The organism is Actinomadura sp. GTD37, from assembly GCF_041951365.1.
Classification (GTDB): domain Bacteria; phylum Actinomycetota; class Actinomycetes; order Streptosporangiales; family Streptosporangiaceae; genus Spirillospora.
In genome coordinates this window covers 90,056-103,588 of record NZ_JBGNUS010000013.1, presented here as the reverse complement: position 1 = coordinate 103,588, position 13,533 = coordinate 90,056, and the positions used below count along the sequence as shown (strand labels likewise).

15 protein-coding genes are annotated in these 13,533 nt (G+C 72.9%); 7 read left to right on the top strand and 8 right to left on the bottom strand.

Going from position 1 to position 13,533, the window contains the following annotated elements; genetic code table 11:
* Positions 1–62: 62 nt before the first annotated feature.
* On the bottom strand, positions 63–833 hold the full coding sequence (locus ACA511_RS38415; protein ID WP_375029661.1) for an aldo/keto reductase: 771 nt from the start codon (positions 831–833) through the stop codon (positions 63–65).
* On the bottom strand, positions 749–2,032 hold the full coding sequence (locus ACA511_RS38410; RefSeq protein ID WP_375029660.1) for a glycosyltransferase 87 family protein: 1,284 nt from the start codon (positions 2,030–2,032) through the stop codon (positions 749–751). Before ACA511_RS38410 ends, ACA511_RS38415 begins: the two co-directional genes overlap by 85 nt.
* Before the next feature lie 134 nt (positions 2,033–2,166).
* Here ACA511_RS38410 and ACA511_RS38405 point away from each other — a divergent pair, with 134 nt between their 5' ends.
* The 4 genes from ACA511_RS38405 to ACA511_RS38390 are packed head-to-tail and all read left to right on the top strand — an operon-like array spanning position 2,167 to position 5,283.
* Positions 2,167–3,294 (top strand): sensor histidine kinase, encoded by a 1,128-nt coding sequence (locus tag ACA511_RS38405; protein ID WP_375029659.1) that lies wholly within the window; start codon positions 2,167–2,169, stop codon positions 3,292–3,294.
* Positions 3,291–3,959 carry a response regulator gene (locus ACA511_RS38400; RefSeq protein ID WP_375029658.1) on the top strand — a complete coding sequence of 223 codons (669 nt, stop codon included), beginning with the start codon at positions 3,291–3,293 and terminating at the stop codon, positions 3,957–3,959. Before ACA511_RS38405 ends, ACA511_RS38400 begins: the two co-directional genes overlap by 4 nt.
* 38 nt (positions 3,960–3,997) lie before the next feature.
* Entirely contained in the window at positions 3,998–4,381 is a 384-nt protein-coding gene (locus ACA511_RS38395) for a BlaI/MecI/CopY family transcriptional regulator (protein ID WP_371945734.1), read from the top strand.
* The gene (locus tag ACA511_RS38390; RefSeq protein WP_375029657.1) at positions 4,378–5,283 is read left to right on the top strand and encodes a M56 family metallopeptidase; all 906 of its coding nucleotides are present in this window, start codon (positions 4,378–4,380) and stop codon (positions 5,281–5,283) included. The genes ACA511_RS38395 and ACA511_RS38390 overlap by 4 nt, the downstream gene beginning before the upstream one ends.
* A gap of 53 nt (positions 5,284–5,336) precedes the next feature.
* On the opposite strand, the gene ACA511_RS38385 is transcribed toward ACA511_RS38390, so the two are convergent.
* Both ACA511_RS38385 and ACA511_RS38380 read right to left on the bottom strand, forming a co-directional pair.
* Positions 5,337–6,800, bottom strand: coding sequence for an MFS transporter (locus ACA511_RS38385; RefSeq protein ID WP_375029656.1), 1,464 nt, complete (start codon positions 6,798–6,800; stop codon positions 5,337–5,339).
* Positions 6,801–6,848: 48 nt separating this feature from the next.
* Complete coding sequence (locus tag ACA511_RS38380; RefSeq protein ID WP_375029655.1) at positions 6,849–7,337, bottom strand: MarR family winged helix-turn-helix transcriptional regulator; 489 nt, start codon at positions 7,335–7,337, stop codon at positions 6,849–6,851.
* Between the two features lie 226 nt (positions 7,338–7,563).
* On the opposite strand from ACA511_RS38380, the gene trpS reads away from it, so the two are divergent.
* A complete protein-coding gene (gene trpS / locus ACA511_RS38375) occupies positions 7,564–8,601 on the top strand; it encodes a tryptophan--tRNA ligase (protein WP_375029654.1) in 1,038 nt (345 codons plus the stop codon).
* Here trpS and ACA511_RS38370 read toward each other — a convergent pair.
* Positions 8,598–9,215, bottom strand: a complete 618-nt coding sequence (locus ACA511_RS38370) for a TetR/AcrR family transcriptional regulator (RefSeq protein ID WP_375029653.1) — start codon at positions 9,213–9,215, stop codon at positions 8,598–8,600. The two genes, trpS and ACA511_RS38370, sit on opposite strands and share 4 nt — an antisense overlap.
* A gap of 37 nt (positions 9,216–9,252) precedes the next feature.
* Entirely contained in the window at positions 9,253–10,065 is an 813-nt protein-coding gene (locus ACA511_RS38365; RefSeq protein ID WP_375029652.1) for a class I SAM-dependent methyltransferase, read from the bottom strand.
* Positions 10,066–10,216: 151 nt separating this feature from the next.
* Here ACA511_RS38365 and ACA511_RS38360 point away from each other — a divergent pair, with 151 nt between their 5' ends.
* Positions 10,217–11,299 carry a winged helix DNA-binding domain-containing protein gene (locus tag ACA511_RS38360; RefSeq protein ID WP_375029651.1) on the top strand — a complete coding sequence of 361 codons (1,083 nt, stop codon included), beginning with the start codon at positions 10,217–10,219 and terminating at the stop codon, positions 11,297–11,299.
* Here the strand turns inward: ACA511_RS38360 and ACA511_RS38355 are convergent.
* Complete coding sequence (locus ACA511_RS38355) at positions 11,296–11,784, bottom strand: MarR family winged helix-turn-helix transcriptional regulator (RefSeq protein ID WP_375029650.1); 489 nt, start codon at positions 11,782–11,784, stop codon at positions 11,296–11,298. The two genes, ACA511_RS38360 and ACA511_RS38355, sit on opposite strands and share 4 nt — an antisense overlap.
* Before the next feature lie 92 nt (positions 11,785–11,876).
* Here ACA511_RS38355 and ACA511_RS38350 point away from each other — a divergent pair, with 92 nt between their 5' ends.
* Entirely contained in the window at positions 11,877–12,638 is a 762-nt protein-coding gene (locus ACA511_RS38350) for a dioxygenase (RefSeq protein WP_375029649.1), read from the top strand.
* A 19-nt stretch (positions 12,639–12,657) separates the two neighbouring features.
* Here ACA511_RS38350 and ACA511_RS38345 read toward each other — a convergent pair whose 3' ends face one another.
* Positions 12,658–13,506, bottom strand: a complete 849-nt coding sequence (locus tag ACA511_RS38345) for an NAD-dependent epimerase/dehydratase family protein (RefSeq protein ID WP_375029648.1) — start codon at positions 13,504–13,506, stop codon at positions 12,658–12,660.
* Between the last annotated feature and the right edge of the window lie 27 nt (positions 13,507–13,533).

Genomic DNA, 13,533 nt, shown 5'->3' with positions numbered 1-13,533 from the left:
CCTGAGCGCGCCAATCCCGCCGCCGGACGTCCCCCATCGGTATGAGCCGCCGGCCGCGGGGATCAGACCCGCCGGCGGACGGTGTCGAGGCGGCTCCGCTGCCCGTCGCTCAGGCGCAGGGAGGCCGCGGCGGCGTTCTCTTCCAGGTGCTCGATCGACGAGGTTCCCGGGATGGGCAGGACGACCGGCGACCGGCCGAGCAGCCACGCGAGCGCCACCTGCGCCGCCGTGGCACCGGCCTCGGCCGCCACGGCGGCGATCTCACCGGCCGTGGTCGCGGGCAGGACGGGCCGCCACGGCAGAAAAGCGATCCCCGCCGCGGTGCAGGCGTCGAGCACCGCCTCGTGCTCGCGGTCGAGGAGGTTGTAGCGGTTCTGCACGCTCGCGATGTCGACGATCTCCCGCGCCCGTTCGAGCTGGGCAACGGTCACCTCGGACAGCCCGATGTGGCCGATCTTGCCCTCGTCCCGGAGGTCGCGCAGCGTCCCCACCTGGTCGTCGAGCGGCACGTCGGGGTCGACGCGGTGCAGCTGGAGCAGATCGAGCCGGTCGACCCGAAGGCGGCGCAGGGCGCCCTCGACCTGCTCCCGCAGGACTTCCGGCCGCCCGCAGAGCGCCGCCTCGCGCGGCGGGTCCGGCGGGACGACGCCCACCTTCGTCGTGACTAGCACGCCGTCAGGGAAGGGGTGCAGCGCCTCGACGAGCAGTTCCTCGTTGGCGCCCCAGCCGTACAGGTAGGCGGTGTCGATCAGCGTGACGCCCAGCTCGACGGCCCGCCGTGCCACCGCGATCGAGTTCTCGCGCGCCTCTCCGGGCCCGGCCGGCAACTGCATGGCCCCGAACCCGAGCCGCCCCACCTCGACGGCGCCCCCGATGCGGAAAGTATCCGACATGTCTCGACATCCCCCCTCTCGGGCACCGTACAACCCTCCCGGCCAAACGCGTCCTGGCGCCGTAGGCGGATCGTCATGTGGGCGAGGAAGAAGATGCCGGCCACCAGGTAGCAGTTCGCGACCGGTGTCAGCAGCGGGTGGAAGCCGTACTGGAGCGGGTGGCCGTTGTGGGGCGTCCACCACAGCGGGGAGAGGACGAAGAGGACGTAGCCGGCCAGGGCGGTTCTCCGGTCGCCGTTTCTGAGGAGGACCGCCAGGGCGGGGACGATCCATACCCAGTGGTGCGCCCATGAGATGGGGGAGACCAGCAGGCCGGTCACACCCGTCACCGCTGTGGCGCTCAGCCAATCGCCCCGTCTCGCCCAGAGGACGGCGACCGCGATGCCGAATACGCCGATGCTCACCGGAATGGCGGTGTACCAGTCGCCCACTTCGGCCGTCCCCCGCAGAATGCGGGTCAGCGCGCCGAACGGGGATTGGTTGCTGATATACGGGACGCCCACGCGGGACGTGTCGTAGAAAGTGTCCAGCCAATAGACGCGGGACGCCTCCGGCGCGATGAAGTACGCCAGCAGCGTGCAGACGGCGAAGGCCGCCGCGGCCGTGACGGCGTCCTTCGTGCGCCGTGTCACCAGGAGGAGGACGATGAAGACGGCCGGGGTCAGTTTGATCGCGGCCGCGATGCCGATGCCGATCCCGGCCGGACGGCCGAGGGCGACGCGATGCATGTCCGCGACGACGAGGGCGAGCAGGAACAGGTTGACCTGGCCCAGGAAGAATGAGTGGTAGACCGGTTCGAGGAGCAGGCCGGCCGCCACCACGGCGACGAACGGCACGTGGCGGCCCGTCATTCTCAGGGTCGTCCGGCAGGCCCAGACGAAGGCCCCCAGCGCGGCGAACTGCCACATCACGCGGGCGACGGTCAGCGGCAGCGCGGAAAGCGGAGTGAACAGCGCGGCCAGGAAGGGCGTGTTGGTGAACCAGTGGTCGGCGAGCTGCTCCCGGTAAAGGCGGGCGCCGTCCGTGACGGCGTCTCCGCCCAGCCAGTAGATGCGGAAATCCAGCGAATCGTAGACCACGGAGAAGACCGCGAGAACTGCGACCTCGATGACCAGTACCAGTGGCACCCAGCGCTTCATGCGGACAATGGTGCCGACGTCATGGACAGAAAGGCATCGGGCCGTCGGCCACATTAGACGGAATGGCGTGCATCCCGCGGGATTAAGCCCAGGGGCTAATGTGCGGTGACAAGGGGGGCGGTTACGATCGCGGCATGTCCGCCCTGCCGCTGAGCCGGATCCGCCGCGTCACGGGGACGGTGCTGGCCTGGTGCGCCGCCGTCCTCTACCCCGCCGTGCTCTATGTGACCGTGGGCACCGGCAGGACCGGCTTCGACCAGCTGGAGATCCTCCTGTCGGCGCTCCTGACCGTCCTGGTCATGGCGCTGCTGAGGCGGCACGCGCTGACCGCCCACGCGATCCTGCTCACCGCCTGGATCCTGGCCGCGCTGGAGATGCCGATCGGCTCGGTCGTCGGCCTGCTGGTCCTGCTCACCGACGTCTCGGCCGGCTACATCGCCGTCACCCGTCCGCGCAGGGTCTCGGTGACCGTCGCCGTCGTGACGTTCGTCCTCCAGGGCCTGTCCGTCGCCGCGTTCCTGTCGGCGAACGAGCAGTTCCTCATGACGATCACCCTGGCGATGGTCATCACCTGGATGATCGGCAACTCGGTCCGGGTGCGCCGCACGCACGCCGAGGCGCTGCGCGTGCGGGCCACGGCGCAGGCGGTCGCGGACGAGCGGCTCCGGATCGCCCGCGAGCTGCACGACATGGTCGCGCACAGCATCGGCATCATCGCGATCCAGGCGGGCGTGGGCGGACGGGTGATCGAGACGCAGCCGGGGGAGGCCCGCAAGGCGCTGGACGCCATCGAGGCCACCAGCCGCGAGACCCTGTCCGGACTGCGGCGCATGCTCACCGCCCTCCGCCGGGACGACGAGCCGGGCACGGCGCCGCTCGGCCCCACCCCCGGTCTGGACGATCTCGGCCGGCTGGTGGAGGCCGCGAAGGACGCGGGCGTGCTCATCGACGTCCGGACGAAGGGCGAACGCGGGCCCCTCCCGCCGGACGTCGACCTCTCCGCCTACCGGATCGTCCAGGAGGCGGTCACGAACGTCGTCCGGCACGCGGGCACGGACAATTGCCGCGTGACGATCGACTACGGCGACGAAGAACTGGCCATCGAAGTGGCGGACGACGGGCACGGCGGCATCGTCGGCGCCGGGTACGGCCTGGTCGGGATGCGGGAGCGCGTCGCCCTGCTGCGCGGCGAGTTCGCCGCCGGGCCGCGTCCCGGGGGCGGGTTCCGGGTGGCGGCGCGCATCCCGCTGGCGGACCGGTGACGATCCGCGTCGTCCTCGCCGACGATCAGCCGCTGATCCGCGCGGGCCTGCGCGTCCTCGTCGCCGACACCCCCGACCTGGAGATCGTCGGCGAGGCCGGGACGGGCGCCGAGGCGGTCGCACTGGTCGAGGAGGTCCGCCCCGACGTCGTCGTCATGGACATCCGCATGCCCGACATGGACGGCATCGAGGCCACCCGCCGCATCACCGCCGCGCACGTCGTGATGCTGACGACGTTCGACGACGACGAGTACGTCTACGCCTCCCTCAAGGCGGGCGCGAGCGGGTTCCTCGTCAAGGACATGGCGCTGGAGGAGATCCTCGCGGCGATCCGCGTCGTCGCGGGCGGGGACGCCCTGATCGCGCCGAGCGTCACGAAACGGCTGATCGAGGAGTTCGCCGCCCGTCCCGAACCGGCCGGGGCGAGGCCCGAGCCCCGGCGGATCAACGGCATCACCGGACGCGAGCGCGAGGTCCTGACCCTGATCGGCCGCGGCATGTCCAACCAGGAGGTCGCCGGCGAGCTCTACATCAGCGTCGCCACCGCCAAGGCCCACGTCGCCCGGCTGCTCGCCAAACTGGACGCCCGCGACCGCGTCCAGCTGGTCATCATCGCCTACGAGATGGGCCTCGTCGCGCCTCCTACAGGCGGTAGTACTACCTGACGTGGTGAGCTTGGTATCGGTCGGATAACCTTGAGGGCGTGAAGGGTCTGGGAGAGCTTGAACGCACGGTCATGGAGGTCCTGTGGGCGCGGGAGGACGCCGGCCACGAGGCGGCGACGGCCCGTGACGTGAGCCGCGCGCTCGCGGGCGACCGGGATCTGGCGCACACTACTGTCATGACGGTGCTGGACAGGCTCGCCAAGAAGGGCTTCCTCGAGCGCGAGCGCGACGGCCGCGCGTGGCGCTACCACCCGGTCGCGAGCCGCGAGATGTACGTGACCGAGCTGATGCTGGGCGCCCTGAACGAGACCGGCGACCGGGACGCGGCGCTCGCCCACTTCGTCCGGTCCGTCTCGCGGGACGAGATCGACGTGATCCGGCAGACCCTCGCGGGCCTCATGAGCAAGGAACCACCCGCATGACCGGCACCGCCCTGCTCGCATTGATCTCACTCGGGACCGTCGGCGGGGCGCACTTCCTGTCCCGCGCCCGGTGGACGTGGCGGACGCCGCGCATCGGGATCGCGCTCTGGCAGGCCCTCGGGCTGTGCTGGGGCGTCGCCACGATCGGCGCGCTCCTCGGCCTCGCCCTCCTCCCGTACCGCAGGGGCGTGCTCGGCGGGCTGCCCGGCCTGTACGACGACCAGGCCGCCCGGCTGAACGCCGTCCAGGTCGCCGCGCTGCTCGGCGCGATCAGCCTCACCGCCGTGCTGCTGGTCATGCTGATGTTCGCGGTGGTCCGGGTCGTGCGGGCCCGGCGGCGGCACCGGGCGCTGCTCGCGCTCGTGTCGCGCCGCGACTCGTCGGTGCCCGGCACCCTCGTCCTCGACCATCCGGGCGCGGCCGCGTACTGCGTGCCGGGCGTCCGCTCGTCCAAGGTCGTCGTCAGCGCCGGGACGCTGGCGCTGCTCGACCGCGGCGAGCTGGCCGCGGTCCTCGCGCACGAGCGCGCCCACGCCCGCGAGCGCCACGACCTGGTGCTGCTGCCGTTCGCGTCGCTGCGCCAGGTGTTCCCGCAGTTCCACCTGGTCGGACGCTGCCTGGACGCGGTCGAGCTGCTGATCGAGATGGCCGCCGACGACCGGGCCCGGCACGGCCGCCCGGCGCGCGAGCTGGCGACCGCGCTGCTGCGCTTCGCCGCCGCCCGCCCCGCCGCCGCCCCGTCCGGGACCCTCGGCGTCGCGCACGGCGACATCCCGGTCATGGCGCGGGTGAACCGGCTGCTGGAACCGCAGCAGGCTTCCCGCAGGAGCCGCATCGCCGCCACCGTCGCGGTGCCGGTCGTCGCCGGGCTGCCGCTGCTGCTTCTCGTCCTGCCCCACTAGTCCGCGTACGAAGGTCCCGTGAGGCGGGCCGTACTCGGTCATCGCGGTCTCCTTCAGACGTCGGCGGGGACGTTCTCGGCGGGCGCGGTCGCGCCGGCCGGGGGCCTCGGGCGGCGCAGGACGAGGAGGGACACGGCCAGCGCGGCGACCAGGAGCCCGGCGGAGACGCCGAACGCCAGGTGGTAGCCGCCGGTGAGCGCCGCGGCGGCCCCCGCGCCGTCCGCCCGGAGGGTCTCGGTGCGGGACGCGGCCAGCGTGGTCAGGACCGCGACGCCCAGCGCCATCCCCACCTGCTGGACGGTGTTGAACAGGCCGGACGCGAGACCCGCGTCCTCCGGTCGGGCGCTGGACATGCCGAGCCCGGTCAGCGACGGCAGGACGAGCCCGGCCCCGGCGACGAGCGCGAACGCCGGGAGCAGGCCGGTGGCGTAGCGGGCGTCCACCGGGACGGTCGTGAGCCAGGCCATCGCGCCGATGAGGAAGACCAGGCCGATCACCAGGACGGTGCGCTCGCCCAGCCGGTTCGACAGGCGTGCGGAGACGAACAGCGACACCGTGCCGATCGCCACGGCCGCCGGGAGCATCGCCAGGCCGGTGTCCAGCGCGCTGTAGCCGAGGACCTGCTGCATGTAGAGGGCGACGATCACCTGGAAGGAGAACATCGCCGACAGGGTGAGCAGCTGGACCGCGTAGGCGCCGGACACGTTGCGGGAGCGCAGGATCCGCAGCGGCATCAGCGGGGTCGCGGCGCGCGCCTGCCGGACGGCGAACCCGGCGAGCAGGAGCACCGACGCCGCCCCGAGCCCCAGCGTGTGCGGGGAGATCCAGCCGTGGCCCTCGACCTTGACCACGGTGTAGATGCCGAGCATCAGCCCGGACGTGACGAGCAGCGCGCCCACGAGGTCCGCGCCGGCGGCGAGGCCGACGCCGCGGTCGCGGGGCAGCGCCGGGAGTGCGAGCAGCATCGTGGCGAGGCCGATCGGCAGGTTGATCAGGAAGATCCAGTGCCAGCTCAGCGCGTCGGTGAGCACGCCGCCGAGCACCTGCCCGAGGGACGCGCCCGCCGCGCCGGTGAAGCTGAAGATCCCGATCGCCTTGGCCCGCTCGCCGGGGCCGGTGAACAGCGTCACGAGGATGCCGAGCACGACGGCGGAGGCCAGCGCGCTCCCGACGCCCTGCAGGAAGCGGGCCGCGATCAGCATGCCGGACGTCGTGGCCGCGCCCGCGAGCAGGGACGCGGCCGTGAACACCGCGTTGCCGGCGAGGAACAGGGCCTTGCGGCCGAGGAGGTCGCCGAGCCGTCCGGCGAGGAGGAGCAGGCCGCCGAGCGGGATCAGGTAGGCGTTCATGATCCAGCTGAGCCCGGCGGGGGAGAAGCCGAGGTCGTCCTGGATGGCGGGGGCCGCGACGGTCACGATGCTGCCGTCGAGGATCGTCATCAGCATCGTCGCGGACAGCACGCCGAGCGCCGCCCAGCGGGAGCGCAGCAGCGCGGGAAGGGTCGTCTCCGAGGTCATGGGAGCGACCGTAGCAGATAGTTTTGTTAGAGACGATCCTTGACGGTCTTATTTTTGGCGCTGCCGGACCCGGCGGGCCGGCTGCGCGCTCTCGACCGGGGTGCCGAGATGCCCGCTGACCAGCGTGTTCAGGGCCTGGACGAGGGCGTCGCGCTCCCCTGCGGGAAGCGAGCCCAGGGCCGCCCCGTGGACGCCGTCCGCGATCTCCTGGCTGCGCGCGGCGACCCGCGCGCCCTCCTCGGTGACCGCGATGATCCGCGCCCGCCGGTCGGTGGACGACGGCCGGCGCTCGGCGAGCCCGGCCTTCTCCAGGGCGTCCACCGTGACGACCATCGTCGTCTTGTCCATGTCGCCGATCTCGGCGAGCTGGGCCTGCGTCCGCTCCTCCTCCAGGGCGTGGACGAGGACGCAGTGCATGCGCGGCGTCAGCCCGATCTCGGCGAGCGCCGCCGTCATCCGGGTGCGCAGGACGTGGCTGGTGCGGTCGAGCAGGAACGACAGGTCCGGTTTCGTCCGGCCCGGGGCCATCGAGGTCATGCGCCCAGCCTACCCAACTGGTTCCGTTCTGGATTATCTGTGAGCATCCGCTTCTCGTCGTCTATGCTTGGGGGCGTGAACCGCACCGCGTGCCCGAGCTGGTGGCCGTCCTAGGACGGCCGACCCTCGCGCACGCCATCGGGCCGTCCCTCGGACGGCCCTTCCTCTTTCCCGATGACGCGGCCGGCCCGGCGGGACGGCTCGGACCACATCGAGGAGAGAGACCATGGAGACCACCACCACCCCCGAAGCGCGAAGCCGCGAACTGGAAGAGCGCATCGCCGCCGACCCCGGCGCGTTCCGGATCCTGACCGGCGACCGCCCCACCGGGCCGCTGCACCTCGGCCACTACTTCGGCACGCTCGCCAACCGCGCCCGGCTCCAGCGGGCGGGCGTCGAGCTGTTCGTCCTCGTCGCCGACTACCAGGTGCTCACCGACCGGGACGTTGCCGAGCGCCTGTCCGAGCACGTCGAGGGGCTGGTCGCCGACTACCTCGCCGCCGGGATCGACCCGTCCACGGCGACGATCTTCCGGCACAGCGCCGTCCCCGCCCTGAACCAGCTCATGCTGCCGTTCCTGTCGCTGATCTCGGTCGCCGAACTGAACCGCAACCCCACCGTGAAGGACGAGATCGCGGCGTCCCGGCAGGCGTCGGTCAGCGGGCTGATGTTCACCTACCCCGTGCACCAGGCCGCCGACATCCTGTTCTGCAAGGCCGACCTCGTGCCCGTCGGCAAGGACCAGCTCCCGCACCAGGAGATCACCCGGACGATCGCGCGCCGCTTCAACGAGCGCTACGCGCCGGTCTTCCCGGTGCCGGACGCGCTGCTGTCCGCCGCGCCGAACCTCCTCGGGACCGACGGCCAGAAGATGAGCAAGAGCCGCGGCAACGCCATCGCCCTGTCCGCCGGACCGGACGAGACCGCCCGGCTGATCAGGCGCGCCGTGACCGACGCCGACCGGCACATCGCCTACGCGCCCGAGACCCGTCCCGAGGTGTCGAACCTCGTCCTGCTCGCCGCGCTCTGCCAGGGCCGCGACCCGCACGCCGTCGCCGCCGAGATCGGGGACGGCGGCGGCGCCGCGCTCAAGAAGGTCGTCACCGACTCGGTCAACGAGTTCCTCCGCCCGATCCGCGCCCGCCGCGCCGAGCTCATCGCCGACCGTACCTACCTGCACGGCGTCCTCGACGCGGGCAACGGCCGCGCCAACGCCGTCGCCGACCGCACGTTGGACGAGGTCAGGGCGGCGATGGCGTCCTAGCGCGGGCCGATGCCCCGCAGGACGACGGCCACCAGGCCGTCCGCCGAGTCCGCCGGCGCGCGGCGCGCGAGCTCCTCGCCCTGGAACAGCACCGACAGCACCGGCTCGTGGCAGGCGCCGACGATCATGGACACGGCGGCGTCCACCGGGGCGTCCGGGGCGAGGCGGCCGAGGTCGCGCTCGGCCCGCAGGTAGCCGGCGAGGCGCGCGCGCCAGTCCGCGTCCCCGCCGCTCAGCGCCGAGAACCGGGCGAGGACGTCCGGCTGCGCGACCAGCCCCGCCAGCGCGGGCAGCAGTTCGCGGTGGACGGTCAGCCCGTGCCGGACGTAGGCGCGCAGGTTCTCCTCGACCGTCCCGCCGCCGGCCTCGGGCAGCGGGCCGAGCGTGCGCCCGATCGCCTCCGCGCGGGCGCGCAGCGCGTGCGCGAGCAGCTCCTCCTTGGCGGCGAAGTGGTTGTAGAGGACGCCGTCGGCGACGCCGGCCTCCCGCGCGATCGCCCGGACGGTCAGCCCCGCCGCGCCGCGCTCGGCCATCATCCGCTCGGCGGTGGCGATCAGGTGCTCGCGCAGGGTGCGGTCGCCGGCGCGCAGCGCGGCCGCCTTCCGGGGAGACATCACCGCGCGCCGCGTCCGCCGGGGGCCGCGGCCCGGTTCATCGCCGGGCCCGCACGAGCCGGGCGGTGCCGCGCAGGCGGACGGCGCCGTCGCGTTCGAACCGGCCCAGCACCTCGGTGAGCGCGTCGACGAGTTCGCCGCTCTCGCCGTAGTTGAAGCGGATCGGGCCCCAGCCGGCGAAGAACTCCGCCGCGTCGCGCGCGTCCCGTCCCCAGATCTGCTCGGCGTCGACCAGGCGGGTGGTGACGTCCCGGAAACCGGCGCCCTCCAGAACCTCGCGGACGCGGACGGGGTCGGCGAGCGACAGCGGCCCCCGGCGCCCGATCGGCGGTTCCGCCCGCGGCGGCAGCGCGGCGAACACCGTCCCGAGGTCGGAGTCCCCGGGCGGCGTCATCACGAGGAGCGCCAGCCGCCCGCCGTCGCGCACCGCCCGCCGGACGTTGCCGAACGCGGCGACCGGATCGGCGAAGAACATGGCCCCGAACCGGCTCATCGCCACGTCGAACGCGCCGTCGGGGAAAGGGTGGATCTGCGCGTCGCCCTGCTCGAACGCCGCGTTCGCGACGTCCTCCTCCCGCGCGAGGGAGCGGGCGCGGGCGAGCATCGGCGCGGACAGGTCCACGCCCGTCGCGCCGCCGAGCCGCGCCCGCCGCGCCGCGAGCCGGGTGACCTGCCCGTTCCCGCAGCCGATGTCGAGGACGCGGTCGCGCGGCCCGATCGCCGCCGCGTCCAGCAGGGCGTCGTTGAATCCGCCGTTGACCGCGTCGTACCGGGCGTGGTGCCCCGCCCAGTGCTCGCCCTCGTACCCGTTCCACGCCTCGGCCTGATGCGTGTTGACGATCTCGGCCATGCCCCTCCTCGGTATGAACGTGTGTTCATGAACATACGTTCATAACGTTTCGCCCGTCAAGGCTGCGATGATTGCCGCGAGGTGGCACGAAAACATGCGTCCCGGTAGATTCCGGGCCTTCCCTACATCAGGCAGGAGTCGCGGGATCGCCATGAGGCTCGGCAAGAGGGCGCTGAACCGGGCGCTGCTGGCGCGGCAGATGCTGCTGGAGCGGCATGACCTGCCGGTACTGGACGCCATCGAGCACCTGGTCGGCATGCAGGCGCAGGCGCCGAACCCGCCGCACGTCGGGCTGTGGAGCCGGCTCGCGGGCTTCGACTTCGGCGCGGTCGGCCCGCTGATGACCGAGCGCCGCGCGCTGCGCATCGTGCTGATGCGCGGGACGCTCCACCTGGTCAGCGCCCGCGACGCCCGCGCGCTGCGGCCGCTCGTCCAGGGGCTCCTCGACGGCCACCTGAGATCGCGGGCCGCCGATCTCGACGGCGTCGACCTCGACGCGGTCACCGCCCACGCCCGCGCGCTGCTGGAGGCCGAGCCGCGCTCGGACAAGGAGCTCCGCACGCTGCTGAGCGAGCGGTGGCCGGAGCACGACCCCGCGCTGCTCGGCTGGGCGGTGCGCCTCCGGCTGCCGCTGGTGCAGGTCCCGCCGCGCGGCATCTGGGGCGCCTCGGCGGCGGCGCGGCACACGACGCTCGACACGTGGCTGGACGGGGAGCCGGCGGACACCACGCTGGACGAGGTGGTGCTGCGCTACCTGGGCGCCTTCGGGCCGGCGAGCGTCCAGGACGTCCAGCAGTGGTCGGGCCTGACGCGGCTCGGCGAGGTCGTCGAGCGGCTGCGGCCCGGCCTGCTGGAGTTCCGGGACGACAACGGCCGCGCGCTCTACGACGTCCCGGACGCGCCGCGCCCGGACCCGGACGTGCCGGCGCCCGTCCGGTTCGTCCCGGACTTCGACAACCTGCTGCTCTCCCACGCCGACCGCTCCCGGATCATCACCGAGGAGCACCGCAAGCGCACCTTCACGGTCAACGGCATCATCCGCGCGACGTTCCTCGTGGACGGCTTCGTGCACGGCATGTGGAAGATCGAGAAGAAGCGCGGCGAGGCGACGCTGCGCGTCGACCCGTTCGACCCGGTCCCGCGCCGGGAGCGGGCCGCCCTCGAGGAGGAGGGCCTGCGCCTCCTGGCCGCCGCCCATCCGGAGGCCGGGTCGCACGCGGTCGAGTTCGGCTAGCCCTCACCGCGGGCGCAGGGGGCCTCCTGGTCGGGGTCGAGCGACCCGAGGAGCGCGCGGAGGGCCTCGCGGAACTCGCGCATCTGGTCGCGGGTCAGCGGGTCGAACAGGTGGCGCTTGACCTCGGCGACATGGCCGGGGGCCGCCCCCGCGAGGACGGCGTGGCCCTCGTCGGTCAGCCGCGCGATCGTGGTGCGGCGGTCGTCGTCGTGCTTGCAGCGGCTCACCCAGCCGGCCTCCTCCAGCCGGTTCACGGCGTGCGAGAGGCGGCTCGGGGACGAGTGGACGATCTCGGCGAGCGCGGTCATCGTCAGCGCGCGGTCGGGCGCCTCCGACAGCATCGCGAGGATCATGTAGTAGGCGTGCGGCATCCCCGAGTCGCGCTGCAGCTGCCGGTCGAGGGCCTCGTTGAGCAGCCGTGACGTCCACAGGAACGCGCGCCAGGTCTCCTGTTCCTCGTCGTCCAGCCACCGTGTCTCGGTCATGCCCCCAGTCTACCCAAAAGCTTGAACACTCAAGACTTGAAGATTCAATAACTGCGGGATATGGTTGAACTCTCAAATAAAGGGAGGACGACATGACCCGGATGCCGGTGCTCTACCTCAGCCACGGCGCGCCGCCGCTGGCCGACGACGCCCTGTGGACCGCCCAGCTCGCCCGCTGGTCGGAAGGACTGCCGCGGCCGGAGGCGATCCTCATGGTGTCGGCGCACTGGGAGGAGGCGCCGCTGAGCATCGGCGCGACCCGCCGGGTGCCGCTCGTGTACGACTTCTGGGGCTTCCCCGAGCACTACTACCGCGTCCGCTACGACGCGCCCGGCGCCCCGCAACTGGCCGACGACGTGCGCGGACTGATTCCCGGCGTGCACCAGGACGAGGCGCGGGGCCTGGACCACGGCGCCTACGTCCCGCTCGTGGAGATGTACCCGGACGCCGACGTCCCCGTGTTGCAGATGTCGATGCCCACGCTCGATCCGGAGCGGCTCTTCGAGGTCGGGCGCAGCCTCGCGCCGCTGCGCGACAAGGGCGTCCTGATCATCGGGAGCGGGTTCACCACGCACAACCTGCGGGAGATGCGTCCGGAGCCGGACGCGGCGCCGCCCGCCTGGTCGGCGGAGTTCGACGAGTGGACGGACCGTGCGGTGAAGGGCGGCGACGTCGACGCCCTGCTCGACTTCCGCGCCAAGGCCCCCGCGGCGCGCATCGCGCACCCGCGGACGGAGCATTTCGCGCCGCTGTTCATGGCGCTGGGAGCGGACGCGGACGACGCGTCGGACCGCCGGTCGGTGATCGACGGCTACTGGCTCGGGCTGGCGAAGCGCTCGTTCCAGTTCGGGTGAGTTGTCACGTTCCGCCCGATTAGTCGGACGACGTCTCCATCCGGGCGAAACCCGTGCGCCACGACGTGACCCGCGGCTTCCAGCCGAGGCTCAGCGCCTTCGCGTTGGACACCGGGCGGCCCGTCGACGCGGCGTGCTTGCCGGCGCTGCCCGGCTGCGGGGCGCCGATGGCCGCGCCGTAGACGGGCAGCCAGTCCGCGGTGGTCGCGGGCTCGTCGTCCACGATGTTGACGGCTCCGGCCGGCCAGTCGAGCGCCGCGAGCGCCGCCGACGCCGCGTCCTCGGCGTGGACGAAGGACGTCCACGACGGGGCCGGGCGCATCGTGCCCGCGCGCACCCGCTCGGCGATCGCGCCGTCGGGCGCGTACCACGTCCCGGGGCCGTAGAGCGCGCCGTACCGCAGGACCACGCCGCGCGGCATCTCGCCCACCGCCTCCTCCAGCGCCGCGACGCCCGCGTACGGGGGCAGCGAGGAGTCGAGCGGATCGGTCTCGACGGCCGCCGCGTCGCCCGGCACGTACAGCCACGCGATGCTCTGCGCGATCATCGTCTCGACCCCGGCGGCCTTCGCGGCGTCCACCAGGTTGCGGGTGCCGGTGATCCGCAGCTGCGAGTTGGCGTCGAAGTCCTCCGCGCTGAGATCGGTGAGCTGGTGGACCACGGCGTCCGGGCGCTCGGCCGCGACGGCGTCGCGCACCGCCGGGCCGTCGAGCATGTCCACGACGACCGGCGCCGCACCGAGGCCGCGGAGCAGATCGGCGCGTTCCGGCCGGCGCGTCGTCCCGGCGACCTCGTGGCCCGCCTGGACGAGCAGCGGGATCAGCCGGCGACCGACCACTCCGGTCGCTCCGGCGAGGAGAATCTTCAAGGGGGTACCTCCGCGACTGTCACGCCT

What these genes read in the sequence shown, in the direction of transcription:
- ACA511_RS38390 (WP_375029657.1), top strand. Translation starts at nt 4,378, where the DNA reads ATGACCGGCACCGCCCTGCTCGCATTGATCTCACTCGGGACCGTCGGC.
- ACA511_RS38370 (WP_375029653.1), bottom strand. Translation starts at nt 9,215, where the DNA reads ATGTCTCCCCGGAAGGCGGCCGCGCTGCGCGCCGGCGACCGCACCCTG.
- ACA511_RS38405 (WP_375029659.1), top strand. Translation starts at nt 2,167, where the DNA reads ATGTCCGCCCTGCCGCTGAGCCGGATCCGCCGCGTCACGGGGACGGTG.
- ACA511_RS38410 (WP_375029660.1), bottom strand. Translation starts at nt 2,032, where the DNA reads ATGAAGCGCTGGGTGCCACTGGTACTGGTCATCGAGGTCGCAGTTCTC.
- trpS (WP_375029654.1), top strand. Translation starts at nt 7,564, where the DNA reads ATGGAGACCACCACCACCCCCGAAGCGCGAAGCCGCGAACTGGAAGAG.
- ACA511_RS38380 (WP_375029655.1), bottom strand. Translation starts at nt 7,337, where the DNA reads ATGACCTCGATGGCCCCGGGCCGGACGAAACCGGACCTGTCGTTCCTG.
- ACA511_RS38365 (WP_375029652.1), bottom strand. Translation starts at nt 10,065, where the DNA reads ATGGCCGAGATCGTCAACACGCATCAGGCCGAGGCGTGGAACGGGTAC.
- ACA511_RS38350 (WP_375029649.1), top strand. Translation starts at nt 11,877, where the DNA reads ATGACCCGGATGCCGGTGCTCTACCTCAGCCACGGCGCGCCGCCGCTG.
- ACA511_RS38355 (WP_375029650.1), bottom strand. Translation starts at nt 11,784, where the DNA reads ATGACCGAGACACGGTGGCTGGACGACGAGGAACAGGAGACCTGGCGC.
- ACA511_RS38385 (WP_375029656.1), bottom strand. Translation starts at nt 6,800, where the DNA reads ATGACCTCGGAGACGACCCTTCCCGCGCTGCTGCGCTCCCGCTGGGCG.
- ACA511_RS38415 (WP_375029661.1), bottom strand. Translation starts at nt 833, where the DNA reads ATGCAGTTGCCGGCCGGGCCCGGAGAGGCGCGCGAGAACTCGATCGCG.
- ACA511_RS38360 (WP_375029651.1), top strand. Translation starts at nt 10,217, where the DNA reads ATGAGGCTCGGCAAGAGGGCGCTGAACCGGGCGCTGCTGGCGCGGCAG.